24 protein-coding genes, 7 pseudogenes and 1 riboswitch are annotated in these 26902 nt (G+C 62.8%); of the genes and pseudogenes, 11 read left to right on the forward strand and 20 right to left on the reverse strand.

The window, feature by feature from the left end; translation table 11 throughout:
• The first annotated feature begins 105 nt into the window (after positions 1 to 105).
• A complete protein-coding gene (locus ACFQH2_RS09780) occupies positions 106 to 642 on the forward strand; it encodes a GNAT family N-acetyltransferase (protein ID WP_377053137.1) in 537 nt (178 codons plus the stop codon).
• 15 nt (positions 643 to 657) lie between these two features.
• Here the strand turns inward: ACFQH2_RS09780 and ACFQH2_RS09785 are convergent, their stop codons facing one another.
• Positions 658 to 1278, reverse strand: coding sequence for a hypothetical protein (locus ACFQH2_RS09785; RefSeq protein ID WP_377053139.1), 621 nt, complete (start codon positions 1276 to 1278; stop codon positions 658 to 660).
• 145 nt (positions 1279 to 1423) lie between these two features.
• Between ACFQH2_RS09785 and ACFQH2_RS09790 the strand changes: the two genes are divergently transcribed.
• The 4 genes from ACFQH2_RS09790 (at position 1424) to ACFQH2_RS09805 (ending at position 3866) form a co-directional block, all read left to right on the forward strand.
• On the forward strand, positions 1424 to 1837 hold the full coding sequence (locus tag ACFQH2_RS09790; protein ID WP_377053141.1) for a PadR family transcriptional regulator: 414 nt from the start codon (positions 1424 to 1426) through the stop codon (positions 1835 to 1837).
• Between the two features lie 389 nt (positions 1838 to 2226).
• Positions 2227 to 2454, forward strand: a complete 228-nt coding sequence (locus ACFQH2_RS09795) for a hypothetical protein (RefSeq protein ID WP_377076689.1) — start codon at positions 2227 to 2229, stop codon at positions 2452 to 2454.
• A 6-nt stretch (positions 2455 to 2460) separates the two neighbouring features.
• On the forward strand, positions 2461 to 3477 hold the full coding sequence (locus tag ACFQH2_RS09800; protein ID WP_377076690.1) for a multicopper oxidase family protein: 1017 nt from the start codon (positions 2461 to 2463) through the stop codon (positions 3475 to 3477).
• Positions 3465 to 3866: a multicopper oxidase domain-containing protein gene (locus ACFQH2_RS09805; protein ID WP_377076691.1), complete on the forward strand. Its 402-nt coding sequence runs from the start codon at positions 3465 to 3467 to the stop codon at positions 3864 to 3866. Before ACFQH2_RS09800 ends, ACFQH2_RS09805 begins: the two co-directional genes overlap by 13 nt.
• 32 nt (positions 3867 to 3898) lie before the next feature.
• Here ACFQH2_RS09805 and ACFQH2_RS09810 read toward each other — a convergent pair whose 3' ends face one another.
• The gene (locus tag ACFQH2_RS09810) at positions 3899 to 5572 is read right to left on the reverse strand and encodes a glycoside hydrolase family 13 protein (RefSeq protein WP_377053147.1); all 1674 of its coding nucleotides are present in this window, start codon (positions 5570 to 5572) and stop codon (positions 3899 to 3901) included.
• A 214-nt stretch (positions 5573 to 5786) separates the two neighbouring features.
• Here ACFQH2_RS09810 and ACFQH2_RS09815 point away from each other — a divergent pair, with 214 nt between their 5' ends.
• Positions 5787 to 6071: a DUF7550 family protein gene (locus ACFQH2_RS09815; RefSeq protein WP_377053149.1), complete on the forward strand. Its 285-nt coding sequence runs from the start codon at positions 5787 to 5789 to the stop codon at positions 6069 to 6071.
• A gap of 88 nt (positions 6072 to 6159) precedes the next feature.
• On the opposite strand, the gene ACFQH2_RS09820 is transcribed toward ACFQH2_RS09815, so the two are convergent.
• The 5 genes and pseudogenes from ACFQH2_RS09820 to malA all read right to left on the reverse strand — a co-directional run bounded on the left by ACFQH2_RS09820 (position 6160) and on the right by malA (position 12117).
• The gene (locus tag ACFQH2_RS09820; RefSeq protein ID WP_377053151.1) at positions 6160 to 6555 is read right to left on the reverse strand and encodes a hypothetical protein; all 396 of its coding nucleotides are present in this window, start codon (positions 6553 to 6555) and stop codon (positions 6160 to 6162) included.
• A 137-nt stretch (positions 6556 to 6692) separates the two neighbouring features.
• Positions 6693 to 9102: pseudogene (gene gghA, locus ACFQH2_RS09825) on the reverse strand (glucosylglycerol hydrolase).
• A 170-nt stretch (positions 9103 to 9272) separates the two neighbouring features.
• Positions 9273 to 9620 carry a fluoride efflux transporter FluC gene (locus ACFQH2_RS09830; RefSeq protein WP_377053155.1) on the reverse strand — a complete coding sequence of 116 codons (348 nt, stop codon included), beginning with the start codon at positions 9618 to 9620 and terminating at the stop codon, positions 9273 to 9275.
• The gene (locus ACFQH2_RS09835; RefSeq protein WP_377053157.1) at positions 9621 to 10022 is read right to left on the reverse strand and encodes a fluoride efflux transporter FluC; all 402 of its coding nucleotides are present in this window, start codon (positions 10020 to 10022) and stop codon (positions 9621 to 9623) included.
• Between the two features lie 26 nt (positions 10023 to 10048).
• Positions 10049 to 10120: riboswitch (Fluoride riboswitch) on the reverse strand.
• Between the two features lie 44 nt (positions 10121 to 10164).
• Positions 10165 to 12117, reverse strand: coding sequence for an alpha-amylase MalA (gene malA, locus ACFQH2_RS09840; protein ID WP_377076692.1), 1953 nt, complete (start codon positions 12115 to 12117; stop codon positions 10165 to 10167).
• Between the two features lie 299 nt (positions 12118 to 12416).
• Here malA and ACFQH2_RS09845 point away from each other — a divergent pair.
• Positions 12417 to 13348 (forward strand): annotated as a pseudogene (locus ACFQH2_RS09845) (quinone oxidoreductase family protein).
• On the opposite strand, the gene ACFQH2_RS09850 reads toward ACFQH2_RS09845, so the two are convergent.
• Together ACFQH2_RS09850 and folP are read right to left on the reverse strand one after the other, a co-directional pair.
• Entirely contained in the window at positions 13345 to 14034 is a 690-nt protein-coding gene (locus ACFQH2_RS09850) for a 6-hydroxymethylpterin diphosphokinase MptE-like protein (protein WP_377053163.1), read from the reverse strand. The pseudogene ACFQH2_RS09845 and the gene ACFQH2_RS09850 overlap by 4 nt on opposite strands.
• 207 nt (positions 14035 to 14241) lie before the next feature.
• Positions 14242 to 15459, reverse strand: a pseudogene (gene folP, locus ACFQH2_RS09855) (dihydropteroate synthase).
• A gap of 156 nt (positions 15460 to 15615) precedes the next feature.
• On the opposite strand from folP, the gene ACFQH2_RS09860 reads away from it, so the two are divergent.
• Both ACFQH2_RS09860 and ACFQH2_RS09865 read left to right on the forward strand, forming a co-directional pair.
• Positions 15616 to 16137, forward strand: coding sequence for a hypothetical protein (locus ACFQH2_RS09860; protein WP_377053167.1), 522 nt, complete (start codon positions 15616 to 15618; stop codon positions 16135 to 16137).
• A pseudogene (locus tag ACFQH2_RS09865) lies at positions 16130 to 16859 on the forward strand (RNA methyltransferase). The gene ACFQH2_RS09860 and the pseudogene ACFQH2_RS09865 overlap by 8 nt, the downstream one beginning before the upstream one ends.
• Here ACFQH2_RS09865 and ACFQH2_RS09870 read toward each other — a convergent pair.
• Together ACFQH2_RS09870 and ACFQH2_RS09875 are read right to left on the reverse strand one after the other, a co-directional pair.
• Complete coding sequence (locus ACFQH2_RS09870; protein ID WP_377053171.1) at positions 16844 to 17116, reverse strand: hypothetical protein; 273 nt, start codon at positions 17114 to 17116, stop codon at positions 16844 to 16846. The pseudogene ACFQH2_RS09865 and the gene ACFQH2_RS09870 sit on opposite strands and share 16 nt — an antisense overlap.
• A gap of 112 nt (positions 17117 to 17228) precedes the next feature.
• The gene (locus ACFQH2_RS09875; protein WP_377053173.1) at positions 17229 to 18242 is read right to left on the reverse strand and encodes a DMT family transporter; all 1014 of its coding nucleotides are present in this window, start codon (positions 18240 to 18242) and stop codon (positions 17229 to 17231) included.
• A gap of 180 nt (positions 18243 to 18422) precedes the next feature.
• On the opposite strand from ACFQH2_RS09875, the gene ACFQH2_RS09880 reads away from it, so the two are divergent.
• A complete protein-coding gene (locus tag ACFQH2_RS09880) occupies positions 18423 to 18902 on the forward strand; it encodes an Lrp/AsnC family transcriptional regulator (RefSeq protein ID WP_377053175.1) in 480 nt (159 codons plus the stop codon).
• A 1-nt stretch (position 18903) separates the two neighbouring features.
• Here ACFQH2_RS09880 and ACFQH2_RS09885 read toward each other — a convergent pair whose 3' ends face one another.
• The 9 genes and pseudogenes from ACFQH2_RS09885 to ACFQH2_RS09925 form a co-directional block, all read right to left on the reverse strand.
• The gene (locus tag ACFQH2_RS09885; protein ID WP_377076693.1) at positions 18904 to 19347 is read right to left on the reverse strand and encodes a hypothetical protein; all 444 of its coding nucleotides are present in this window, start codon (positions 19345 to 19347) and stop codon (positions 18904 to 18906) included.
• 326 nt (positions 19348 to 19673) lie between these two features.
• Positions 19674 to 19892 (reverse strand): annotated as a pseudogene (locus ACFQH2_RS09890) (GAD domain-containing protein); the annotation flags it as partial.
• Positions 19804 to 20768 (reverse strand): annotated as a pseudogene (gene gatE / locus ACFQH2_RS09895) (Glu-tRNA(Gln) amidotransferase subunit GatE); the annotation flags it as partial. The pseudogenes gatE and ACFQH2_RS09890, both read right to left, overlap by 89 nt.
• A gap of 212 nt (positions 20769 to 20980) precedes the next feature.
• Positions 20981 to 21186: pseudogene (locus ACFQH2_RS09900) on the reverse strand (HVO_2901 family zinc finger protein); the annotation flags it as partial.
• Positions 21187 to 21410: 224 nt separating this feature from the next.
• Positions 21411 to 22817 (reverse strand): class II fumarate hydratase, encoded by a 1407-nt coding sequence (locus ACFQH2_RS09905; protein WP_377053181.1) that lies wholly within the window; start codon positions 22815 to 22817, stop codon positions 21411 to 21413.
• Between the two features lie 58 nt (positions 22818 to 22875).
• Positions 22876 to 23856: a flap endonuclease-1 gene (gene fen, locus ACFQH2_RS09910; protein WP_377053183.1), complete on the reverse strand. Its 981-nt coding sequence runs from the start codon at positions 23854 to 23856 to the stop codon at positions 22876 to 22878.
• A gap of 86 nt (positions 23857 to 23942) precedes the next feature.
• Entirely contained in the window at positions 23943 to 24800 is an 858-nt protein-coding gene (locus tag ACFQH2_RS09915; protein WP_377053185.1) for a hypothetical protein, read from the reverse strand.
• A gap of 115 nt (positions 24801 to 24915) precedes the next feature.
• Complete coding sequence (locus ACFQH2_RS09920; RefSeq protein ID WP_377053187.1) at positions 24916 to 25497, reverse strand: GNAT family N-acetyltransferase; 582 nt, start codon at positions 25495 to 25497, stop codon at positions 24916 to 24918.
• A gap of 3 nt (positions 25498 to 25500) precedes the next feature.
• On the reverse strand, positions 25501 to 25830 hold the full coding sequence (locus tag ACFQH2_RS09925; RefSeq protein ID WP_377053189.1) for a hypothetical protein: 330 nt from the start codon (positions 25828 to 25830) through the stop codon (positions 25501 to 25503).
• Positions 25831 to 25949: 119 nt separating this feature from the next.
• Here ACFQH2_RS09925 and ACFQH2_RS09930 point away from each other — a divergent pair, with 119 nt between their 5' ends.
• Complete coding sequence (locus tag ACFQH2_RS09930; RefSeq protein WP_377053191.1) at positions 25950 to 26900, forward strand: A/G-specific adenine glycosylase; 951 nt, start codon at positions 25950 to 25952, stop codon at positions 26898 to 26900.
• Positions 26901 to 26902: the final 2 nt, after the last annotated feature.

Raw genomic sequence — 26902 nt, forward strand, 5'->3', positions numbered from 1 at the left:
GTCGTCAATATGTAGCGTCAGTAGGGCTTTCCGCGTTTCGGCTCCGGCCATCGAGACTGCCTGGAGAGAGTCAGTTTTTTCTCCGTAGCTTCTGTACGAGAGTCTATGCCCGGACCCGTGTTTCTCCAGGGCGAGCAGGTCGAGTTACGCACCATCGAGAAGGCCGACCTGCAGTTCATGCAACAGCAGGTCAACGATCCGCAGGTCTGGCGGGCAATCGGGAGCGACCGACCGATCAACGCCGAGCAGGAAGAGGAGTTCTACGACGACGTCGTCTGTGCCGAAGACAACGTGAACCTCCTGATTACGGACGAAGGGACCGCCGTCGGGACCATCGGCCTCGACAAACTGGATACGGGTAACCACACTGCGGAACTCGGTTACTGGGTCGCACCCGACCACCACCGGATGGGCTACGGCGGCGACGCCGCCGCCCGGATTGTCGAGTACGGCTTCCAGCAACTCGGCCTCCATCGGATCGAGGCCCGCGTTTTCGAGTTCAACGATGCCTCGAGTGCGCTGCTCGAATCGGTCGGCTTCCGAGAGGAAGGCGTCCACCGGGACGCGGAGTTCGTCGACGGCCAGTTCCAGGACGTCTACTGGTACGGCCTGCTGGAAGACGAGTGGCGCGAGCGTCAGTGAACTCACACGGCCCCCTTACGGCAGTTCTTCAGTCGCTTCTACGAGATCAGACACCGTCCGCCAGCGGTACAGTCGCCCTTCCCCTTCGAATAGCTCGAAAACGCCGTCCTGCATCCAGCCGAACGGGTGGTCCTCCTCGTACTCGCGTTTCAGCACGTGGCTCCTCTCGAAGTACTCCTCAGTGCCGACGAGCAGTCCCTGCTCGACCAGGAAGCCGCTCTGCTCTTTCTCGGCGACGCCGACGAGATAGGTGACAAGGTCGGCGATCAGGCAGAACTTCTGGATACTGTTGTCCCACTCGCCGCGGACGTCGACCATGCGGAAGGCGTAGGCGTCCCCGCGGCGATTGAGACGGTCGACGACGAGATTCAGCCGACGTATCGGCTCACGGTCGTAGTTCCCCAGCACGAAGTACGACCGATCCGTCTCGTAGACCGGACCGAGTTCGGCCATCGCGTGGAGGATCTCTTCGTTGTCGGCCAGCGTGATCTCGTCGGCGTCGAGACGCTCTGTCGCACTCGTCAGGACGTCCCCGGGCACGGAGGGATCCTCCTCGTCCGCGGACTGTTCGCTGGAGGTGGACGGCGCTTCGTGGGAGGGCCCCTCGTTCGGGGACGACGACTCCTCGTTAGACATATCGGTGTCGTCTCACCGGGGTTGCATAGGCGTTGTGTCCGACTGCTCCAGCAGATCCTCTAGAGTACTTTCTCTCGAAGTAATCTACCCGAAAGTGATTTACTCCAGAGTAAACTACTTATGGACACTTCGCGTAGATCACAGTATGAGCACCGACCTGAGCGAGGACGAGGGCGCGGACAACCGCGAACTGCTGCACTTCGTCACGCAGGAGACGCGGTTTGCCATCCTCAGCAACGTCCTGCAACATCCCGAGGGACTGCCGTCGATGTACGAACTCGAACAGCTAAACCCGAGCGTCAGCGAGGCGACCGTCTACAAGCACGTCCAGAAGCTCATCGACGCGGGCGTCCTCGAAGAGGTCGCGCTGCCGGACGGCGAGCACCGGCAGGGCTACCCGTGGAAGTTCTACGGCCTGACCGAGGAGGGACGGGCGTTCCTCGAGGAGCACAACCTACTGGCCGCCGAGGAGACGCTCCAGCGGATCTACGAGTCCATATCGGACAGACCCGAGAAGATGGAAAAGTACGAGAACGCGCCGCGGCCTGACGGCGGATAACCGCGGGCACTCTCCTCCAGTTCTGACGGATTTCTTCGGGCAAGGCAGGCGGTCGCTCGGAGTAGTTGAGACCGCAGGAACGGACTCGCACACCTGCAGATGGAGCACCGGTTCGGATTCTGCACCGTCCGGACGATGAGGGCAACAGCCTACGGACAGAACTGCGCCCCCTGCAGGGGCAGTTGATGCCGTCCGAGTCGTAGTCAGTTGGCCTGTCACATGTTTTGCAATACACACTATATCATACAATGACGTATCTACTACTGTGACCGGCATATGAGGCCATCATTACACCGTCTCGGCCGCATCGCGCATAGGGTCCTTCAGCAGGACTCGTGCTCGGTGCAGTCCCAACTGCTATCGCCGCCCCGCAGCAGCGAACTGGCGAGATGATGAACGAGAGCTGGGGCCTGTTCGGTGTCTGGTGGATACTCTGGCTGTTGTTGCTCGTCGGACTGATCGTTCTCGTCCTTGTCGTACTCGGCCGGGGCTCCCAGTTTCAGTCCAGCGATGAGCCGGATCGAGCCCTCGCCGAACTGCGCGAACCGTACGCGCGCGGCGAACTCGACGACGAAGAATTCAGAACACGATGCCGGCGGCTACGCGAGGAGCGATGATTCCCCATGACTGAAAAGAAACTCACTCGACGACAGGCGCTCGCAGTTACCGGTGGTACAGTCTCGGCCGGACTCGCTGGCTGTCTGGACAACTTTCCGGGCGGTGATAGCTCGCCCGAAACAGGTCCGTTGCCGGAACCGGAGTACGGTGATCCGGACCGAACGTATCGCCTGACAGCAACCGAGAGCGACGTCTCGGTGGCGTCCGACGAACGCCACGACGGCTGGACGTACGACGAGGAGTACCCCGGTCCGGAAATCCGGGCCCGCGAGGGCGAACGCGTTCGCGTCGTCATCGAAAACGACCTCCCGGAGGAGACGACGATCCACTGGCACGGGATGGTCCTCGACGGGGACAACGCGATGGACGGCGTACCCGGCGTCACCCAGGAAGCGATCCAGCCGGGCGAGGAGTTCACCTACGAGTTCGACACTGAACCGGCCGGCACACACTGGTATCACAGCCATGTCGGCCTGCAACTGGATCGGGAACTTCTGGGCCCACTCATTATCGAAGAGAGCGATCACCACGTCGAGTACGATACGGAGGAAACACTCATTCTCGACGAGCACCTCCCCGGTGAGCCGCGGGTAGAGACCTCGTCGAGGAACGGCCGGGGCATGGGCGGCGGATTCCCCGATGCGCCACCTGCAGTCGGCACGCTCGTGAACGGACAGCTCCCTCGCGAACCAACACACGTCGACGTCGAGGAAGGCGAGCGCATCAGACTCCGACTGATCAACGCGGCAGCAGCAGCGACCTACCGATTCGGGATCGAGGGACACGAGCTACTCGTCACGCACACTGACGGCCCTGCTGTCGAGCCTGTCTCCGTCGATACGCTGGAGATCGGCATGGAGGAACGATACGACGTCGTGGTCGAGGCGCAGTCGCCGGGACGATGGCCGATCCGGATCAGGCCGGTCCGCTCGTCGACGCCTCCCGGCCGAGCGATACTCGATTACGAGGGGAGTGACGGGCGGATCACCGAGGAGGGATCGGCCGTCGGATGCTCCAGCTAACGGACCTCCGATCGACCGACTCACAGGCCGCGTCCGAGGGGACTCCTGACCGGACGGTCGATCTAACCCTATCAGGGACGATGATGAGTGGCGACGCGTGGACTATCAACGGACAGACCTACCCTGATGCCGATCCGATCTATATCGCCCCAGGGGAGCACGTTCGGTTCCGGATGGTCAACCGAAGTCCGATACGCCATCCGATGCATCTTCACGGACATCAGTTCAGAGTCGGCGACGTACTCAAAGACACCGTCGTCGTGCCCGGTCGCATGGGCCAGGTGACGTTCGACTTCGTCGCATCGAACCCCGGCGGCTGGTTCTTCCACTGCCACCATCTCTATCACCTGGAGACCGGTATGGCGCGGGTCATTCGCTACGAACAGTGATCGAAACGATTTGCCTGGTCTGCGATTCAGAACTACTGCTGGTAGACGCGTGCTTCGTAGGGTCGTAGCTCCAGCACTCGATCCTCCGGAGTCTCGTCGACGTCGTAGTTGCTGACGACGAGTTCGGCGTCGTCTGCGAGATCGCCGATGTGGATGTGGGGATGACCGTTAAAGAAGTTACAGACGACGATCAGTTCGTCGTCGTCGAGTCGGCGCCGGTAGGCGAACACCTCGCCGTGTTGGGGATCGATCAGTTCGTAGTCGCCGTAGACGAAGACGTCCCGCTCCTCGCGGAGATCCATCAGTTCGCGGTAGTAGTGCCAGATGGACTCTTCGTCGGCACGAGCAGCCGCGACGTTTACTTCGTCGTAGTTGTCGGTGACGTGGATCCAGGGCTCGCCGTCGGTGAAGCCCGCGTGCTCGGAGCCGTCCCACTGCATCGGCGTCCGGGCGTTGTCACGGCTCATGTTTTCGAGAATCGGCCGGACGTCCTCCTCGTAGTCGTCGGCCCAGTCGCCGAGTGACATCTCAGTGAAGTTCTTCGCTTCGACGTCCCGGATCCGGTCGGGATCCTCGAAACTCGTGTTGGTCATGCCTATCTCCTCGCCCTGGAACACGAACGGCGTCCCCTGCAGGGTGAACTGGAAGGTGGCGAGCATCTTCGCGGACTCCTCGCGATACTCTCCGTCGTCGCCGAAGCGCGATACTGCGCGGGGCTGGTCGTGGTTAGTGAGATAGTTACAGTTCCAGCCGTCCTCGGCGAGGGTGTTCTGCCAGGAGCCGATGATGCGCTTGAGTTCGCGCAGATCGAGTTCCTGCAGGTCCCACTTGTCGTGGCCGGTGTCGACGCCCATATGCTCGAAGTGGATCAGCATCGAGAGGCCGGTCCCCTCCTCGGCGACGTACTCGCGGGCGCGGTCGGCATCGACGCCGACCATCTCGCCGACGGTCATGACGTCACGGCCGGCGACGGTTTCATCGACCATCTCGCCGATGTACTCGAGGATGCGTGGGCCGCCGACGAAGTGTGAAGCACCGCCGTGTTCGCCATCCGGTAGGCCCTCCGTCTTGGAGACGAGGTTGATAACGTCCATGCGGAAGCCGTCGATACCGTGGTCGAGCCACCAGTTCATCATGTCGTGGATCTCCTCGCGGACGGCCTCGTTGCGCCAGTTGAGATCGGGCTGTTTCTCGTCGAAGAGGTGGAGATACCACGCCTCGCGTTCGTCGTCCCAGCTCCAGGCCGGGCCACCGAAGAAGGACTCCCAGTTGTTCGGCGGTTCCTCCGGGTCTCCCTCACGCCAGTAGTAGTAGTCCTCGTACTCGGGGTTACCCTGCCGGGACTGCTGGAACCACTCGTGCTCGTCGGAGGTGTGGTTAACGACGAGGTCCATGATGAGCCGCATGTCGCGGTCGTGGAGTTCGTCGAGTAGCGTCTGCCAGTCGTCCATCGTCCCGAACTCGGGGTGGATCGACTGGTAGTCTGCGATGTCGTAGCCGTTGTCGGCCATCGGGGACTCGTAGACGGGGTTGAGCCAGACGACGTCGACGCCGAGCGCGTCGAGATAGTCGACTTTTTCGACGATGCCCGGGATGTCACCGATCCCGTCGCCGTCCGAGTCGTTGAAGCTTCGCGGGTATATCTGATAGACTACTGCCTCCTTCCACCAGTCACGGTCAGGAGACTGCTCGTCGGTTCTCGTCATTGCCAGATTGTCAGCAATGGACAGTCAAAAAGACAGTGATCCGTTTCTTTACGGCCTCTACCGGTGTATCTATTGGCTCGGACCGCTGAGCACGGTCCCCCAGCGGTTCAACGTCGGAAGGGCGGGCCGTCACCCCGCGAATCTCGACTGGACAGTCTGGAGCCCTCATCGGCGGACAGAACTGCTTAAGTTCACCCGTCGTAAACATCCGCCTATGACCGATGCTGACGACGAGGCCGACGACGAACTCGCAGTCGACCAGAACCCCAGCAAGACGGACGTCCCGTTCGGTGAGGGTAGCGAGGACGACGAGGAGTTCGAAGAGCCCGAGTCGACGTCAGAACCCACGGAATCGGATGAGGACGCCGACAGCCCAGCGACCGTCGAGGGGCGGACGACTGCCCCGCAGAGCGCGTACAGCAACCGTCAGGCACTGATCGGCGGCCTGATCACCGCGGTCGGTCTCGTAGTCGCGTTCGGCATCCCGCTGTTGCTCTGAAGACGCCGTACCTGAGGACTGCAAATCGCGTCGCGTCATCGCTGGCTTTCGATCCCTGCTACCGCTGCGTGCGTATCCGGGAGACGTATTAATCGCCAGTAGACAGGTGTCGCTCCTGTTCGAGGCGCTGGCAACCAACGACCAGCGAATCGGGGATCCGGCCCGTGGAGGTGTGAAGTGCCTCAAAGACGGCCGCGACTTCCTCGAACCGCGGACCACGTTCCACGACGAGGGGATCAGTTTTCCACTCGACGAACTCTCGGTCCGCCAGCAATGGCAGGTGGCGGTGATACAGCTCTACTTTCAGTGCCTCCGAGTCGGCGGGAGCGTTCGGATTGACGGCACTCTCGGGCAGGGGAACTGCTCCCTCGGTGTCCAGCAACGAGACGATCAGTTGCCGACGGGGTTCAGCTGTGAGGACCTCAAATACGTCATTCCATTTCTCGATATTATGTTTTCCGTTTTTAAATTGGGTACCGGTCATACTGTCAACGAATGTGGACATCGCATAAAGTATTATCTTGACAACGCTAGACACAGAGAATCCATCGGGACTCCCTCTTCTCACAGGGATAACGTTTGCGAGTCTCGGCCCTCTCCGTGACAGAGTGTATGGCCGTTTCAGCGAGTCCGGGAGAACACGACCGCCTCGCTGTCGTTCAGCGTCAACGGTTCATCGGCAGCGACCTCGTCGAGGGCTGGAGTTGCCAGCGCGACTTCCCAGCCGTCGCCCGCCTCGTCGACGAGGTCGGTCGGCGTGACTGTCGCCGCCCGTCCCTCCATATTTGCCACGAACAGGAGCTCTTCACTGTCGTCGGGCGCACTCCGCCGACCGTAGTAGAGTACAGATCCGTCCGTCGGGTGACGGTAGTCGAAGAGCTCGCCCTCGTCGAGCGTCTCGCGGAGCCACGGCCGGTCGTGGCGGAACTCGCGGATGCGCAGGTCGAAGGCCGTCCGGTCGGCGTCCTGTTCGTCCTCGTAATGAACGAGATTGGCAAACTCGGCGACGTCGCGCATCCAGGCGAGCGCGTAGGCTTCGAGGTCGTCGGGCGTCAGCGGTCCGTCGCCGAGGGGCGGATTGGTCGCGTCGAGCAGTGGTGCCATCTCCTCCAGATCGAAGTCGACGGCCTCCCCGATCGCGGCGAGGGTGTGGCCGAACGCACACAGGGCGTCTGCGCTCTCGAAGCCGAGTTCTCCGAGTCGGGTGAACTGTTCGGGATCTGCGAACGCCTCGTCGGTGACGTACCAGTCGACGAAGTACGCGCCGTTGGCGACGACTTTGACGTTCCAGCTATCGTCGGTATCGCGGGTGAAGTACCACGGTGCGCGGGCGTTGCCGTGAGCGAAGTCCATCGGGACGCCCGGGAGGAAACAGTACATCAGCGCGTTCGAGGCCGGGTTGTCGTAGGCGCGTTCGATCGTTCCACGGAGCGTCTCGGCGAGATACGGGTTCTCCTGGGTGGCGTCCCACTCCTTGCCGACCTCGACCTGCGCGCCGCGGCGCATCGTATCGTGGTTGGCGACGCCGGAGATCCAGTGGTCGCCCAGATCAGCAGCTCTTCGACACGCCACCATTTGCTCGCCCAGAAGGTGAGGATCGCAGGCGTGTTGTGGGCGAACGTAACCGGTCCCCACTGGAACGAGTGGGGGTGGTCCTCGATCAGTTCGCGGTAGGTAGAGGCGAGTTCCCAGTCCTCCTCGGGCCACGGCCGGCCGTCCTCGAAGATCATCCACGGCCGGTACTCGGTACCGGCTATCTCCTGGGTGACCTCGTCCATCTCGGTGAGATACGCGTCGTCGTGGTACTCCTGTTCCGTCTCGGAGTCCCAGTAGGTGAAGTCCTGTGCACCGTCGACGCGAATACCGTCGGCCCCCAGTTCATCTTTCGCCGCTGGAGTTCGAGCAGGATCGCCCGAACGGTCGGTTGGCGGTAGTCCAGTTCCTGCCCGTACATTCCCGGCCCCTCGAAGTAGTAGTCGTTGAGTAGCGGGAGCGCACCGTTATCGGCGTGGCCGAGCGCGATGTCGAAGACGACCCGCATCGGCGTCGGCATCTCGTGGAGGGTTGCGATGAAGTCGACCAGTTCGTCCGGACGGCCGGTTTCGAGCACCGCGGGGTTGATCGCCGAGAAGCCCGAGACAACGATGTCGTAGCCCCAGTTGACCATGTCGGGGGAGCGAGTCGTGATCTCGACATCGGTCGGCTCCGGGTCCGTAATCGGGCCGTCGATCTCGAAGTGATTCGGCTGGTGGTCGCTCTCGACGATCGGCGCGATCGGCATCACCTGCACGCCGTCGTAGCCCGCGAAGTTCCGCTCCATCGGAGTCAGTGCCTCGCCCTCGCGCTGTTTGCGGGCGATCTCCTCGTAGCGACGCGCAAGTCCCCCGAGCGACCCCGCTTCCGAGGTGGTGCCGGGGTGCAGTTCGAGCAGATTCGTCGCCGGGTCGACCCGCGGAAGCCCGTCGTGCTCGCTCGTCCCGACCGGTTCCTCGTCGGCGCCCAGCGACTCGAAGTACCCCCGATCCGGACGACTCGCGTTCAGCGCGTCGACGTCGTATAGCTCCGCGGGGGCGTACGCGCCGAACGGGAGCGAGTACGCGAGCGGGTCCTGAATCGTCTCCCAGCCCTCGTCGGTCTCGTAGGTGAGACGGTAGAGTGTTCCGAGCGTCTCCCGGGTTCCTGGCTGTGCTCCCTCGACGGCGGCCCAGGTGTACTCGCCCTGACGTCGAGTCGGCACGCGCTCGTGGCGGAACGTTGTCGTGGCCTTGTCCGCACCTGGATCGACGTCTTCGACCGGCGTGAACAGTTCCAGAGAGACATCGTCGGGGCCAACGCCTTCGTCGACCAGCTCCGGCGTCCAGAAGCCGAACTCCGCGACGTCGCCGTCAACGTGCGCGCCGAGTCGCTCGACGACGACCTGAGCGCCTTCGAAGGACTCGTCGTGGCGCTTCAGTCGGTCCACCGTCCATTCACAGAGTCGTTCAGTCCGACGTTCGTGCAACGTACAGGGGTCCGATGTGTGCTCACTCATGCTATCTCCTCAGTCCGTGGCCGGGAGTCGACGGGGCGCGCCGCCGTATCTCCGGTCCACCGATGGCCTGCTGCCTGGGTTTGTCGTAACAGGTGTTGATAATACTTTTCGATACGCCGGATGACCGGGTAGTTAGTCGATCAGCTCTGGAGGTGTGGACTCGTCTGGGGCTACGCCTGAACGAGCAGTAGCGCGATTCCCATTGCGATGAGCCCGCCGACGAGGTTCCCGACGACGTGGAGCGCCGACATCCACTGTTGCCCGCGGTCCCAGAGGTCGACCGCGACAAACGAAAACGAGGAGAAAGTGGTGAAGGAACCACACGCGCCGACGCCGACGAACAGCATCGCGCCTTCGCCGACGCCGCCGAACGCGACCAGTCCGAGCACGAAGCTTCCGATCACGTTCACGACCAGCGTGGCCCATGGGAACTGGGCGGCCGGAAGCGACTCACCGACGGCGTAGCGGAGGACCGCACCGATCGCACCGCCCGCCCCGAGGAGATATGCTGGCTCCATCTACGCCACCTCCTCGACCCTCGGCGCGACGACCCGGTGTACGACTACGCGCCCCAGAAACACGGCCGCAAAGCCGGTGACGTAACTGGCGAAGATGTAGCCGAGTCCGATCAGCGGGTCGGCGGTGACCACGTCCAGCACGAAGGTGCTGAACGTCGTAAACGAGGAGAGAAAGCCCGTGCCGAAGACGAACTGGGACTTGTCCGAGAGCGCGCCGATCATCGACGCCTCGTAGAGGATCAGCGCGAGCGCGAAACTACCGAGAACGTTGACGGCGAACGTCGCCCCGAGCGTCGATGGGATGGTCAGTTCGACGAAGTAGCGCAGGTTCGAGCCAGCGAAGCCGCCGACGGCGATCAACAGTACCGTTTCCAGACGCACGAGTGGATGAGGGCCTGACATTGTAGAGTCCCACCTGTAGCGGCGGGTTCGGGGTAGGAGTCATCAGCCAGCAATGCTGCTGGCGGTTGAGTCAGGCGGACTCCATCGCCCAGTACAGAAAGATAGGTGATAGAAGGAGTAATAAATCTATTCGTTCCGGCGACTACTCGGCGGGAACGACGACGACGTCCTCGACGAGCACGTCGGCGTCATCGGCGTCGATGTCTTCCCCGGAGATGAGGTCTTCCGACCCGACGGCCTCGCCGAGCGAGACGGACTCGGCGTCGGGGCCGAAGTTCAGGACGACGACGACGCGTTCGCCCTCGTTTTCGCGGGCATAGGCGACGACGCCCTGGTGAGACGCCTCGCTCTCGACTTCCTCGTAGTCGGCATCGTAGCTGAGTGCATCGAGTTCGTCGCGAACGTTCACCAGTCCCCGGTAGTGGTTCCGCAGGTCCTCGTCGGGGTCGTGCCAGTCGACTTTCTCGCGGCGGGTCTCCTCACCGATCTCCTGACCCGCGTACAGGAGCGGGATACCGGGCAGAGTAAACAGCGCACCAGCGGCGGCCTTGGCCTGGGTCTTCCCGCAGTCCTCGGCGTAGCGGCTCTCGTCGTGGTTCTCCATGTACAGGAGGAACGCGGCGTGATCCGGGAAGCCGGTTCGCGCGCGGTTCTCGATGGCGTCGGTGATCGCGGAGGCGTCCATCGCCGCGTTACCGACCTGCCGGAGGTTGTGATACAGCGTCGTGTCGAAGTGGACGTCGAAACAGAGTTCGTGGAAGTCGGCAATGTAGGGAATCGTCTCGTCGAGCAGGAGGAACTCGGAATCCTCGGCTTTCACGCGGTCGCGAAGTTCCTGCCAGAAACTCGTCGGGACGGCCCAGGCCATGTCACACCGGAACCCGTCGACCAGCGGTGCCCACTCGTCGACCGCGTCCAGCAGGTGACGACGAACCTCCAGGTTGTCGAAGTTGAAGTTCGCGATGTAGGGCCAGTCGAAGTAGGTGCCAGGCTTGTCGTTCTCCGGATCCTCCCACTCGTACCAGTCGCGGTACTCGGAGTCACCGATCTCGGCGCGTTTGAAATACTCGTGTTCCCGGGCGGAGTGGTTCATCACGAGGTCGAACAGTACCTTGATACCGTTGTCGTGACAGTCGTCGACGAACGCCTCGAACTCCTCGCGGGTGCCGAGGTCGTCGGCAATCGAGAAGAAGTCGACGATGTTGTAGCCGTGATCGAAGTCGTCGTTCTGGAGTACCGGCGTCAGCCAGATACAGTCGATACCGAAATCAGAGAGGTCCTCCAGTCTCTCGGAGATCGCCTCGAACGTCGCCTCCTCGCCGTCGGAGAAGGTTCGCACGTAGATCTCGTAGAGTGTGACTTCTTTGCCCCAGGCCGGCGGTTCGTTGAGACGGTCGACCGTGACCGTCTCCCCGGTGGTGTCGACTGCGACCGCGTCGGCGACGCTGTACGCGCCGGGAGCGACGGCGACCGCGTGGAACCGGCTGTACTCGCCGAGCGACTCGATCGGGACTCGGGCGGTGTGATCATCGACTTCGATGTCCTCGGTCGATGCAGCATCGCGGTCGTCGGCGACGAACTCGACGTCGAGATCATCGACGGAGAGATCGCTTCCGACCGGCGGCGTCGCGTCGCCAGTAAGCACGAGGTAGTCGCCGTCGACGTGTGCGTCGAGTCGGAGGCGAGGTCGGTCGCCGGAGCCGTGGACGCCCGTTCCTGCGCCGCTCCCGCTACCGCTTTCCATGCCGGATCCCGAGCGCAGACCGGAGCCAGAGCGAAGGCCCGATCCGGAGCGCAGACCGGAACCGGATCGTGGACCGGAGCCTGCCGGATCGAGCACTGGTGGGCTGTAGTTCGACGGGAATGCCCGGATCGTTAGCTCGTGGTATCCGTCCGGGGCCTCTAGTCCGATCGTATACGTCCCGACTCCGTCGGGGACGAACGTTTCCACAGGATCCGAACCGACTGCCGCGTTACTCTCGTCAGGTGCGTCGACGACGTTCCAACTGTAGGTGCCGGAGGGATCTGGATCCCTCGGCGCGAGATCGATCTCCGAACCGACTGCCTCGAAACGAGGCGGGCCAGGGTGATGCATAATCACTTCAGAAGTTCATCCTACCCCACCTTTTATTTCCCGGTTCCCGTTTTCGTATGTACTACCGCAATTAAACATGTTGATTCCGGTTATATGCTACCTAAGAATCGTCCTCGTAGGCATCGGATCACGACGCAGCCGGGTGATTTTGCTCATCGAACCCGCCCTTCCACAGAGAAACCCCGAAACAGAAAACACCTGTAAAGTTCTCACAAGTTGTACACGATTTATACATGCGGCTGCCCTACGAGCGCACGATGCAATCAGTGCTGGTCGAGGCGTTCGGCGGGTCGGAGACGATGACAGTCCAGGAACAGGAACGTCCAGAGCCGGGTCCCGAGCAGGTCCGCGTCGAGGTCGAAGCGGCCGGGATCAACTTCGCAGACATCATGCAGCGCCGCGGCAAGTATCCCGGGGTCCAGAGCCACCGTACGTTCCTGGGATGGAGGCGGCCGGACGTATCGACGCGACCGGCGAGCGCGTGAATCTGGACGAGGGCGACCGTGTCGTCGCAACGCTACCCGGTGGCGGCTACGCGGAGTACGCTCTCGCCGACCCACAGGCGCTGTTTCCGATTCCCGACGGAATGAGTTTCGACGAAGCTGCGGGCTTTCCGGTGCAGTTCCTGACCGCTCACGGCTGTCTGTTCGGCTGGGGTGACCTCGAAGAAGGCGAGCGAGTACTGATCCAGGCCGCCGCGGGCGGCGTCGGAACTGCGGCGGTGCAGTTGGCCTCGCAGGCGGGTGCGGAAGTGTTCGGAACGGCGAGCACGGCCGAAAAACTCGACCTCGCCAGTGATCTCGGCTGTGATCATCCGATCAACTACACCGAGACCGACTTCGTCGAAGAGATCGACGAGATCACCGACGGCGAGGGGGTCGATCTGGTGCTCGACGGTGTCGGCGGCGACGTGTTCCACGAGAGCCTCGATGCGCTCACCCCGTTCGGTCGGATCGTCACGTACGGTGCGGCCAGCGGCGAAACCGCATCCGTCGACACCGGGCGGCTCCTGTTCGAGAACAAGAGCGTGATCGGCTATCACCTGGGCCGCGCACGGGCGGAGGATCCGGGCCGTGTCCTCGAAGCCGTCCCGGAGCTAACGGGTAGTCTGACGAGCGGCGATATGGAAGTCGTCGTCGGCGAGTCGTTCCCCCTCGAAGACGCCGCGGAGGCTCACGACTACATCGAGGACCGACAGTCCTCCGGCAAAGTCGTACTCCATCCGAACTAGATCGGCAGGTCGGACGTATCGATTTCGTCCCGCCGACCATCGAGAACCTCGAACTCGTCGCCTCGCCGACGCTCTAGCCAGTACAACAGGCGTTCGGCCCAGTCGAGTTTCTGTCGTTTCATCGGTTCGACCGAGTGGTCGTCCAGATCCCACCCGGGAAAGCGTAGCTCCCGCACACCGAATTCGTCGGCGAGAAACGCCGCCCGGTCGCCATCAGTAAAGCCGCCGAAATTGTAGACCGGCCCGACTGGAGCGGCCTGCGTCGTCGCAAGCACCTGCTCCTGGTCGAACTCCGGGACGTGCTCGCGCACCGCAGGGACGTTGTCGCCGTGTGCGTGGACGGCGACCGGAACACCCGCGTGGGAGAGTTCGATGGCCGTGTCGACGTTCTTGTCGAGGTCCGTCACCATCAGATCGATGTCGACCCCTGCGTCTCTGAGGTGATCCGCCGCGACGGAGGCGGCGACGACGAAACCGGCCTCGGCCGCGCGGTCGGTCTCTGCCTCGATAGACGGCCCTCCGCCAGCGATGGCGACCGTCCCATCCCCTACGTCGACCAGCCGATCGAACTCGAACGGCGTCGCAATCTCCGCAAGGACGTCACGCGCGTGCTCGTCGGCCGTCCGGTCGAAGCCGAAATCCCGAAGAATCGCTTCGTACACTGGCTCCCACTCGGCTAGTTCCATGCCGGTCCCCCACGGTGCCGAACTGGACTGCCGAGGCTGTTCGGAGTCCCATCGGCAGTAGAACCGCGCACACGGCGCTGTCGCTCGGATATGTAGGTCCACAGCAAACCGCTGATGTGGGCCGGAACGGCACCTCCAAGTACCCCTACCCGAGGGCCCTTCCGGCTTCCAAGCTTTCTTTTCTGGTCCTTTGGCATAAGCTTTCTCTTACTCAAGCACCGTCCGGAGAGCGCTCGTAACGGACTCTCGACCCGTCTCAGGTTCGTTTGCCGTAGCTGAATCCGTTGTTTCCGAGAGCCGTTCGACGACCGATCGGAGCGCTCGATCCGACCCGACCAGAAGGCTGGATTCGGTCCCCGCGACGAACGACACGCCGGCGGACTCCGCCACGTCTGCAACGAGTTCCGCCGTCGCCGCACTGACTCCGCTCAGTTCTATCGTGCGAGTGACGAGCGCGTCGGGATCCGGTTCCGGCGCACCGATCCGGTCAAGATGACGCGCCACGTCGCCCGCCGTCCTGACATCTAGCTGTTCTGCGCTCACGTCACTGCCCCACTGTCGCGACGAGGAGCGGCCGAACTCGTGACCGATCGCGGCGGCGTCGACCGTCTCCTGCACGTCGTGCGTTCGGATGACGTGTGCGCCTCGTTCGACCGCCATCGACGTCGCGGCGAGGCTCACCGGAAGCCGCTCGTCGGTCCCGCGGCCAGCGACGTCACCGAGGAAGTTCTTCCGGTTGATCGAGACCAGCATTGGCTGGCCGAAGCCGCGGAACTCCCGTAGTCGGTGGAACGTCTGCTGGTCGTCCTCGATGGTCTTCGCCTCGCTCCAGCCGCCGAACGCGGGGTCGACGATGGTCTTGTCCGTCATCCCGTTCTGCTTGAGCGCCTCGTACAATCGATCGACGTAATCGGCGCTTGCCGCCCACTCCGCCGAGCGGCGCTGTTCCCAGTCGATAGCTTCGATCGCTCCCGGACGCTCCAGATCGGCCGGGCTAGCCATCTTCGCGACGGCGACGTCGTACTCCCGGCAGACATCGGGCATTCTGGGATCGGCGAAGCCACAGATGTCGTTGACCATGTCGAAGCCGCGGTCGAGTGCGGCCTCTGCGACGCTGCGTAGCGCGTCTCGATCGAGAAGACGGCATCACCGCTGACGCTCTCGATCGTCTCGATGGCCGTATCCAGCCGTTCGAGTTCTCCTCGGCCGAGAGCACCTCGAAGCGTTTGTTGGCCGATTCGAGGCCGACGTCGACGATGTCGGCTCCCTCGCCGATCAGTTCGTCGTCGACGTAGGCCGCCGCCTCGCCCGGATCGTCGTAGACGCTGGGGTCGTAGGGGAGTCCTCGCTGACGTTCAGAACGCCCATGATCCGCGGGGGATGATCGTCGCCAATACCGAGACCGGCCGCGTCGACGGTTTGCATGTGCGGGTAGTAGGATCGAAGCAACATATGGGGACCGGTACACCCGACCACGGACCGGTATTCGATCGCCTCCTCGGCGGGATTGGTGTCGAACCTGGCCGTTGCGATCGACCTGCAGACGCGCTCTTTTTACTCCCGCGGTGGCTATCCGGATCCATGAGCAAGGTCAGTATCGGTCTGCGTGGCTGGCGGTTCGACGAGGAGAAGGTCTTCACCGACGACGGCGAGTTCAGACCGCTCGAAGAGATGCCACTGGAAACGAAAAAGCGGCTGGTACGGTTGCAAGACATCGTCAGCGCACCGTGTGACGCCTGCTGGCTCGAACACGGCGACGAGAACCCCGACGAGTACAATCCGAGCGAAGTCGTCTACGGCGAACCGCTCTCGGAGGTGTTGCTCTGTGGCGAACACGAGAACGATCTGGTCTACTGGTTCCGCGAGGCTGGCGGGAGCGAGTACGCCGAGACCGACGAGTTCGACGACGCCTTCCACGAGTGGTTCCTTGACGGCGGCCGCGCCCCAGAGGGGTACGACGGCGTCGAACACGTTGCGACGGATCCCGACGAACTTCCGGATCCGCCGGCCGTCGACGAACAGGAACAGGACGGAGAGTGGGAAGTGACCGAAAAGGTCGATCTGCAGGACCTCGATCAGGAGTACCCGGGCGCGGATGAGTAGTGCCCCAGCGGTCGCAGTCGTCGACGCCCAGACGCCCGGCAACGTGGGGACCATCGCCCGCGCGATGAAGAACTTCGGGTTCTCCGAACTGTTGCTTGTCGACCCGCCCGAACTCGACCGGGAGGGGAAGCCTACGGCTACGCAGGACAGGCCCGCGAGGACATCCTGCCGAACGCTACCGAGATCGAGTTCGACGACCTCGTGAGCGAGTACCATACCGTCGGACTGACGGCGACGACCAACAAGAACGCGACCAAACACGTCCGCTATCCGTTCTCGACGCCCGACGAACTGGCCGAGGAGTTACAGGTCGTCGACGCCCCCACCTGTCTCGTCTTCGGCCGGGAGGACAACGGGCTAAAAACGAGGAGCTGGCTCGCCTCGACGAGGTCTGTGCGATTCCGGCCAGCGAGGACTACCCTGTTCTCAACCTCGGACAGGCGGCGACAATCACGCTCTACGAGTTCCGCGAGTTGGCGCTATCGAGTACGCAACTTCCCGATGTCGAGCGGGATCGGGCCAGCGAAGCCGAGATAGAGCGGCTTTACAGCCAGTTCGACGAACTACTCGCGGGGATCGGTCATCCCGACGAGAAACGCGCGAAGTCGGGACGGATGTTTCGTCGGCTAATCGGTCGCGCACATCCGACAGATAGAGAAACGGTAACGTTGCTCGGGATCTTCCGCCGGGCGGCCGAGGAACTGACTCAGGACGTCGACTGAGCGGCGTCCCGATCCGCGATCAGTTCCTTGCGGCGGAGTTTCTCCTTGTCGAGCCACATCCAGTCCGCGCGTGGATGGGTCTCATCCTCCGATTCATCCGACCGGACTCCCTCATCGTCGATGGCCTCGCCGATGATCTCTCTGGCAGTCAGTACGGATTCCTCTCGCTTGTCTTTGATAATCTGTGCAGGTGTCAGTTCCGGAGAGTTGCCCATGCTCCAGGATAGGACGCTATCACTCGTTAGTATGAACTCCATACGGCTACAGTAAGCTGTGTTTACCTTCGTTTAACGACTGTATTCTATCGGCAATCTACCAGACATAACGATGACCTATCAGCAATATAGGAAAATTATAACATCGATACGATTAGTCGGCATCCTGTTCAGTCGGCCGACCGCCGTCAGTTCGTGTTGGGCCCCCGTGGGCGTCTCCGGTAGTTGCCGCCCTGCCAGTAGCAAGCGTCGACCGGAGCAGGGCGCGGATGGACTTCCGCTTGATGAGTGCAAAGCCGGTCGCGATGGTCACGAGGCCAACCACGGTCAATGCATCGACGACGGATCCGAGCAGGAGCCAGCTAATGCCGATGGCGACGACGGGTTCGGCGTAGCCGACCAGGTTGACCTGAATCGCCCCGCTCCGCTCGAGCAACTCGAAGTACAGCAGGAACGCGAGGACGCCCGAGACGAGCGTCAGATAGCTGTACGAGAGCACTGCGGTCGCCGTCATCTCGACCGCTGCGAGGGACTCACCGCTGGCGAACGCCCAGACGAGCAGGACGGCAGCACCGATCAACATCGCCCACGCCTGCAGGGTTTCGATCGGTAGACCGGCGTCGATCGGTCGGACGAGCACGCTCCCCAGCGCGAACGCGGCCGCGGCCCCAAACACGAGTGCGACGCCGACGGTGACGTCGGAGGTCAGGGCCGCTCGTGAGGGCTGGACGACGAGGCCAACGCCGATCAGACCGAGGACGAATCCGACGACGCTGATGGCGCTCAGTCGCTCGTTCGGGAGGATCGTTCCCGCGAAGGCGACGGTCAGGATCGGTGACGTGCTGACGATAGTCGCCGCTACAGCCCCCGAGACGTACTGCTCGCCGATGTACAGCAGGCCGTGATACAGCGCAATGACGAACACGCCTGCGACGATCACTGCGAGCCACTCGGCCCAACCCGTCGGTCTGAGCCGATCAGTGACGACGCCGGCGTAGCCGAGCACGATCACACCCGCCAGCGCATAGCGAAGACCCGCAAAGAGCAGCGGGGGGACGTGTTCCAGTCCGATCTCTATCGCCACGAACGAGCCACCCCAGGAGAGGGCGAGCAACGAAAACAACACTGTATTCCGAAATCCAGACGGCATAGATCCGAACGTTCTCATACTGGGTTCGAAATTGTTGACTAAACTTATAGTCTTCTACAACACACCGTGATATCGTTGATGATGATTCCCACATATGGATAATATCCGAGTCTATACCCATAGCAGGCCCATCAGTTGTAGCTTTCTTCAATCATATACGCCGAAGAACATTAGTGACGGTATCGCAAAGGGCGGATCATGGACGAACGCGACGTGCGCCTCCTGAAATCCATCGCCGAACTCGGGACGGGAAGCCCCGAACAACTCCACGAGGAAACCGGGATCCCGGTCTCGACGATCCACTACCGGCTCTCGAACCTCCGGGAGGAGGGTGTCATCGAGAACGACCGTTACGAGATCGACCTCGACGAACTCGGCCTCGGCGTCACGGTGCTGATCGAGGTTCACGCCGATTACGAGGGGTCCTACGAGGAGTTCTCGGAGCAGTTGCTCTCCGTCGAAGGCGTCACGAACGTCTACTTCACGATGGGCGAGACGGACTTCATCGTCGTTGCACGGCTGAGCAGCAGCGAAACGGTCGAACGACTGATCGCGGATTTCGAGCAACTCGATGGCGTCGACCGGACGGACTCGACGTTCGTCATCTCGGCCATCGAAGAGAGAGACGCCCTGCAGAGTTACAGTCTCAACACGTTACTCGACGAACTGGTCGAGTAGTTCAGGCTCGCTTCTGGATCTCCTCGCGCAGTAGTTCGCTCACGAGGTCACCGTCGGCTTTCCCGCGAAGCGCGCCCATGCACTCGCCCATCAGGCCGGAGAACGCGCCCATCCCTTCCTCGGCGACCTGCTCTTCGTTGCGCTCGACCACTTCGACGACTGCCTCGCGGACGTCGTCTTCGGCCGCACTGCCGAGCCCTTTTTGCTCGGCGAGTTCTGCGGCGTCCGAATCGGGATTCTCCGCGAGCGCGGTCAGGAGTTTGGGGACGCCCTCTTTGGCGAGGTCACCGTCGTCGACCAGTTCGAAGACGGCGAGGAACTGCTCGTCCTCGAGCGCTTCGACCGGCACGTCGTCACGGCGGAGTTCTGTGACCGTGCTTTCGAGCGTGCCCGCCACGAGCGTCGGATCGGTCCCGTTCTCGACGGCGTGCTCGAACAGCGGCATTCGGCGGCCGTAGGCGACCTGCTCGGCAGCCCCTCGCCGAGGCCGAACTCGGACTGGTAGCGCTCGACCTTCTCCGTGAGGAGTTCGGGCTCTTCGACCGCCGAGAGGTCGGGTTCGACCGGCGGAACGTCCGTCTCGGGATACATTCGCGCCGCACCTGGCAGGGGCCGGAGATACTTGGATGTGGTGTCCTGGTTCGCGCCGCGGGTCTCCTCGGGAACGCCCTCCATGGCCGTCTCCGCTCGCTCTGCGGCGGCCTCGATTGCGCCGTCAGCGACGTCCGCCGCCGCGGCGACGATGGCAACTGCGTCCTCTTCGCCTGCGCCGACCGCGTCGCGGAGCGCCGCGACCTCTTCCTCGGTGACGCCGTAGGCCGGCAGTTCGTCGGTGTGGAAGATACCGCCAGCGCCGTGTCGTTTGGCATGATCGGAGAGTTCGGTTCCGAGTCGGCGGTCGGGCTGGATCTCCTCCCGACCAGCCCATCGAAGCCGTAAAGCGGGACGGCAGTGACGGCACCCCCTCGTCCAGTGCGCCGCGGATGACACCGCTGTCGGTGTCTGCAAACACGTCCGAGACGTCCTGTACGTCCCCGACTGCGGCGTCGCGCTCGCGGAGTTCGTCGCGAATCTCCAGCAGGCGTGCCTGGCGGCGGACCTCGTTGCGGACGAACTCGTCGATGTCGTCGAGGCTCTGGACGCCTTTGAGTTCGACGCGTGCGCCGTCAGCAATCGAGATGTTGACGTCCTGGCGGATCGTCCCGAGGCCGCGCTTGACTGCTCCCGTCGAGCGGAGCAACATGCCGATGCGCTCGGCGGCGTCGCGGGCCTGCTCGGGGAGGAGATGTCCGGTTTCGTCCCGATTTCGACGAGCGGGATGCCAAGTCGGTCGAGGCTGAATCGGACGCCCTCCTCGGTCGCGGCGACGCGCTGGGCGCTTTCCTCTTCGAGCATCAGGTCCTCGATGCCGACCGGTCCTTCGTCGGTCGATATTTCGCCGTCGTCGGCCATCTTCGTGGTCCGCTGGAACCCCGTCGTGTTCGAGCCATCGACGACGATTTTCCGCATGACGTGTGCCTGATCGACTGGCGTCATGTCCAGTAGTTGGGCGATTTCCAGCGCGACTTCCAGCGCCTCGTCGTCCAGCCGTCGCGGCGGTTCGTCGTCCTCCTCGACCAGACAGGTCGTATCGTAGCCGAGATACTCGAACTCGCGTTCGACCTGGCTCTCTTCGAGCGCGGCATCGTCGATCTCGCCGAGTTCGGATTTCGTCGGGTGGAGATACCGCGTGAACCGGCGCACCGACTCCTCAGGGTCGCGTAGCTCCGTCGGACAGTCACAGAAAAGCTTCGTCGCCGTATCCAGTTGCTGGTGGATCTCCAACCCGGCGACGAGGCCCAGTTCCTCGTAGTCGTACTCGGTCATTGACTGACAGTCGGACCGCGAGGGGTAAAAAACCGTTCAGTTCTGCTCGGCCAGCGGTCTACCGACACACCGGTTTGGTGGGGTAGGTTCCGGCCGGACTGACCGACCCCTGAGCGACGACTGGCACGAGAGCGGTCGCTGTCTGTGCGCCGGTCGCTTCCGTCTCCGAACGGCGTGGGTGGGCAGCTTCGGCGTTCTACGCTTGCGGTATTCAGTCGATAGAGGTCCTCTGTCAGTCCTTCGCCGTCGCAATCGTCGTTCGGACATCGATAATGCCAACCGTCCCGTGTCGCCGCCGCCTCACTGAACTTATCTCCGCACTGTTCACAGAGGAGTGTGTCCTGTTTGCAGGTGTCGCGGTGGAGTTCTGCTTTAGCTTCGTCGAAAACGTCTGATTACAGATACGACAGGTGTGCATACTGCTACTTCGGATTCAGGGTTAAAAACTGCATGGGATCGTTCGCGCGGGTATTAGGTGCTGAAAACTCCGTTTTCGCCAGAACTAACTGCCAGACAGCGCTACGATCCGCTGACAGTGTAAGAATTACGAAAGAATCGACGTAGTATGTTCGAGCAGTCGGTATCGAGGGGCGAAACGCTTAGATATCCGATAGAATCGGGTCGGTGCTTGCGCGCCCGAGGTCAGTCCCCGCCGAGGATGCCGGGCGAGGTCATCTTCGCGGGGTCGAGCACCTCGTCGGCCTCCGCCTCGGAGAGGTAGCCCTTCTCGACGACGACTTCACGGACCGTCTTGCCCTCCTTGAGCGCCGTTTTGGCGGCCGTCGAGGCTTTGTCGTAGCCGATGTGGGGGTTGAGTGCTGTCGCCAGCGCCATCGACTGTTTGACCTGCGTCTCACAGTGTTCCTCGTTGGCTTCGAGGCGGTCGACGAACCGGTCGGCGAACACCTCGCTGGCGTTCGACAACAGGTCCGCCGACTGGAGGAAGTTGTACGCGAGTACGGGTTTGTAGAGGTTCAGGTCGATCTGACCTTCCGCGGCACCGGCGGAGACGGCGGCGTCGTTGCCGACGACCTGCTTGTGGACCTGATTGACCGACTCGGCGACGACGGGGTTGATCTTGCCGGGCATGATCGACGATCCGGGCTGGTTCTCCGGCTGTTCGATCTCGCCGAGGCCGTTCCGTGGGCCGGAGGCGAGCAGTCGGAGATCGTTCGCGATCTTGTTCAGCGACCCGGCGACGACCCGAAGCGCGCCGTGGGCCTCGCTCATCGCATCGTGTGCGGCCTGCGCCTCGAAGTGGTTGTCCGCTTCGCGGAACTCCAGTCCGGTCTCCTCGCTGATGTACTCGGCGGCGCGCTCGGCGAACTCCTCATGGGTGTTGAGGCCGGTGCCGACCGCTGTCCCGCCCAGTGCGAGTTCGCCGAGATGCTCCCGGGTCGACTCGACGCGTGCGATCCCTTTCTCGACCTGGCTGCGGTAGCCGCCGAACTCCTGACCGAGGCGGATCGGCGTCGCGTCCTGCAGGTGTGTTCGACCGGTTTTGACGATCCCGTCGAACGCCTCTTCTTTCGCGCCCAGCGCGGTCTCAAGCGTCGACAGCGCCGGCAGGAGATCCTTCTCGACGGCTTCGAGCGCGGCGACGTGCATCGCCGTGGGAATCACGTCGTTGCTCGACTGGCCGTAGTTGACGTGATCGTTCGGATGGATCTCGCGGGATCCGATCTCGCCGCCCACGATTTCGGTCGCCCGATTGGAGATCACCTCGTTCGCGTTCATGTTCGAGGAGGTCCCACTCCCCGTCTGGAACACGTCGACCGGGAACTGATCGTCGTGCTCGCCGGCGATCACTTCGTCGGCGGCCTGGACGATGGCTTCGGCGGTCTCCTCGGATAGCAGGCCGAGGTCGAGATTCGCCCGGGCGGCGGACTTCTTGACGATGCCGAGCGCGCGGACGAACCGACGGCCGAAGGTCAGCCCGCTGATCGGGAAGTTCTCGACGGCGCGCTGGGTCTGTGCGCCCCAGTACGCGTCAGTCGGCACCTGCATCTCTCCGAGACTGTCTTCCTCCGTACGGTAGTCGTCCGACATATGATACCGTACTCTCGACCGGAGAGTAAAACCACCGAAACGTCGGCGGCGAGAGGGGTCAGGTCCACCGGTCGAGACCGGTCTGGGTGAGCGCTTCCTCGATACGCTCGAAGCCGCGTTCGACCTCCGCCGCATCGACTTCCCACTCCTCGACGACGTACTCCCGGGCGGCCTCGACGTCAGGCGAGGGATCCGTCGAGAAGTCGTACTCGTCGGTCACCGCCGGATCGAGAAAGAGCGAGCGGATCCGGTCGGCATGTTCGATGTGCTCGTCGCGCTCGTCGAGGACGGCCCACAGGTCGCCGTGCTCGTGGATCAGTTTCACCGCCGTCTTCGGCCCGATACCGTTCACGCCGGGGTTGAAATCCGTGCCACAGAGAATCGCCACGTCGACTAGCTGTTCCCAGGTCAGGTCGTGCCGGTCGAGCGTCTCCTGTAGCGTCATGAGTTCGGGGTCGCCCTTGCTCGTCAGTTGGCGGAGCGTCTTCGGCGCGCCACAGAGCAGGGCGTCGTAATCCTCGGTTCCGACGTAGTCGACGTCGCCTTTCCGGGCCATGTATGCGGCCTGTGACTCGCCCTCCGCCGGCGCTTCGACGTACGGGATGTCGAGCAGGTCGAGTAGTTCCCGCGACGTCTCCTGGATCGTCGGCGTGAGTCGCTGGGTGCGAGATTCCAGCCGTGCTACGGCGACGCTATCGCCCCGCTCGCGGGCGTCTGCGAGTTGCTCTTCGGCGTCCTCCCGGGCCTCGCGTCGGGATGCTATCTCGTCGTCTTTGAGTTCGGACGGCCCGCCGTCGAAGACGAACACCGGCGAGAGGTCGTTCTCGAAGAACTTGGGCAACCCCTGCACGATGCCGACGAGATTGGCCACTTCGGTGCCATCGGCCGTCGTGTACACCGCGTCGTTAGTGAACTTCACCGTCGTCGTTAGATACCGATAGAGCCAGTTGTGTGCGTCGACGCCAACGACCCTCCCGTCGAGGTCATCGAAGGACACTGTTTCGAGTGCGGCCAGTTGGCGGAGTGCTGCGTTTCCCATTACGGTTTCGTAGTGTACGACGTTTTGAATACTCTCGGTTCGCGGCGACGAATCGGAGCGGATCGGCCACTATATCATGTCGATTGTTACCACTCCATATACGTGAGATACTCGGTGCCCTCGTACTCCAGGAGCCACGTTCCGTAGAAACCGTCTTCACGGATCCCCTCGTGCTCCCGAATCCGTTCGCTCACAGACTGGAAGTCCTCGTCGTCCGAGAAATATCCCTCATCTATCGCCTCCTCGACGACCGCGCGTTCGTCCTCGGAGAGGCCCGATAGCGTGAACAGATACTGCTCGCGAACCTGATCGGCGAACGGTTCGACGCCGGACGCGACTTCGTTTACCTCGTACCGATACTCGTCCTGGGTGGCGGTTCGCGAATCGACAGCGACCCGATACCGGTTCTCGTCGTAGACGAGGATATCGTACTGTTGCTCCGGGACGAACACCGACTCGCCCTCGACTTCCTCGGCGGTTCCGTAGCCGACGCCGAGGTCGTAGCCATCAGTGTTGGGGGCTGATTCCCTCGATACGATCGGGTCCAGACGCTGTCGATCGGCTTCTGGGAGGTCGTCGTACTCGATCTCACCGCGTTCGGGCGTCGAATCCGCCGGATCGAAATCGATCTGGACCTCGTAGACGGTTACCTCGCCACTGTCGATCGGACTCTCCGAGACCTCGTAGAACGTGTCCTCGTACCGGACTGTGTCCTCTCGGTCGAACAGTTCGTATCGCCCGCTCCGGGTGGCCGATCCGTTTTCGAGGGCGGACGAGACCACCGTATACTCCTCGGAACCGGGTTCGGCCGTCATCGAAACCTCGGAGGCGATATCGTCTGGCGTTGCTTCGTCCATATCGAGGACGACGGATGGATGAGCGCACCCGGCGAGAGCAACGGAGAGGAGGGCTGTTCCGCTCGCGAGGAACTGGCGACGTCGCATGGAGGAAGTGACAGGGGATCTGCATGAAAGCTTTCTGGTTCGTCCCTGTATCGACCACTCCGCACCGCTCACCGTGGCGAATTCGACCGAGTCACAAAAATCGGCTCGTGGCCCGCTACGAATCACTCCCCGGCGGTTCGGCGTCACGTCGCACCGAGAGGAACTCCCTCTCCTTCTCGGAGAGCGTCTCCCGGCCCCGGAACCGCTCGATGCCGCTCCGATACAGTTCCCCCATCGAATCGGCGTCTCCATGCGCGACGAGTGCCTGCTCGCGGGGGTACACGAGCACCAGTTCCGCGATGCCCGTCTCCTCCCCGGTAAAACCGAAGCCCGCTTTCCAGAGCGCCTCGTAGGCGAACGGGTTGTTGACGGCGATTCGGATCCGCTCGTAACCGCGGGCCATCGCCCTGTCGACGGTCTCGGAGACGAGTTCGGGACCGAGTCCCTCGCCACGCAGGTCGGCCCGCACGGTGACGTAGCGAAGCCAGAGCGTCGTCTCGTCGGTTCTGTCCTCGTTGAACGCCACGGCGGCGAGCACGTCCTCGGGGTCGATGGAATCACCGTTCGCGGTCCCATCGCGACGGAGAACGGCCTTCCCGGTTGTCGACATCACGAACTTCCCCGCGTAGCTGAACACCTCCCAATCGAGTCGGAGCGTCGGGCCGTCCTCGGGCCAGCCGAGGAGTTCGAACGCCATCCCTCAGAACTGGTAGCGGCGCTCGTCCTTCTGTTGTTGCTGTGGGTACTCGATGCCGCCGCCCATTTCGTCGTAGGTCATCCCCGATAGATACTCGTCGTAGGTGACGTCGTACGCGCTTCGGAGATGGAAATCGAGCTTTCCAGTCTCGACGGTGCTCTGGAACAGCAGCCGAACCGCCTCCTCGATCAGATCCTGCGGGTCCTCTTTGTCCATCGCGGCCATCAGCATCGTTAACTCCCGGCGTGTGTCGTCGTCGAGGTCGAGTGCGAGTTCCTCGTCCAGCGACTCGTAGGTCTCCTCGACGTCTTCAGTCAGGTTGTCGAGACTCATATCCAGCATTTGCGCCGAGTCGCGGATACCCCTTTCGCTGTCCGGTCACAGCGGGTGGCGTTCGCCGCTCAACAGCGGTGATCAGAGGCGATAAACCGATGCCGTCCCAATGGCTGCCAATGACAGACGACGCGGCGTCGACCGACGATGGCCCGTTCCCCGGCGGGCAGTCGCTCCCGGACGACCCCGAGGCGGTTCGTTCGGCCCTGATCGGGTGGTACGAGTCCGACCACCGTTCGTTCCCGTGGCGGGAGACGACCGATCCGTACGAGATTCTCGTCTCCGAGATCATGAGCCAGCAGACCCAACTGTCCCGGGTCGAGAGCGCGTGGGAGGAGTTCGTAGACCGATGGCCGACGACGGCGGCGCTCGCGGCGGCCGACCGCTCCGATGTCGTCGGCTTCTGGAGCGATCACAGCCTCGGCTACAACAACCGCGCCCGCTACCTCCACGAGGCTGCCAATCAGATCGAATCGGCGTACGACGGCGAGTTCCCCACCGATCCCGAGGCGCTACAGGAGCTACAGGGTGTCGGCCCATACACTGGCAACGCCGTCGCCAGTTTCGCCTTCAACAACGGCGATGCGGTCGTCGACACAAACGTCAAGCGTGTGCTCTATCGGGCGTTCGACGTCGAGGACGACGACGGAGCGTTCGAGGCCGCAGCGCAGGCGCTCATGCCCGACGGCGAATCGCAGGTCTGGAACAACGCGATCATGGAACTGGGTGGAGTTGCCTGCGAGAAGACGCCCTCCTGTGACGCCGCTGGCTGTCCGTGGCGCGACCGCTGTCACGCTTACGCGACGGGCGATTTCACCGCGCCGGACGTTCCGACACAGCCGAGTTTCGAGGGCAGTCGTCGGCAGTTCCGCGGCCGGATCGTTCGACTGCTCGGCGAACACGAGGAGATGGATCTTGATACGCTCGGCCACCGGATCCGCGTCGACTACGCCCCCGACGGGGAGTACGGCCGTGAGTGGCTTCGCGGACTCCTCGAGGACCTCTCGGACGACGAACTCGTCGAGATAGAGGACGGGGGCGAGGAGACAGTCGCAACGCTTCAGTCTTGATG

This window comes from Natronoarchaeum sp. GCM10025703, from assembly GCF_042661985.1.
Classification (GTDB): domain Archaea; phylum Halobacteriota; class Halobacteria; order Halobacteriales; family Natronoarchaeaceae; genus Natranaeroarchaeum.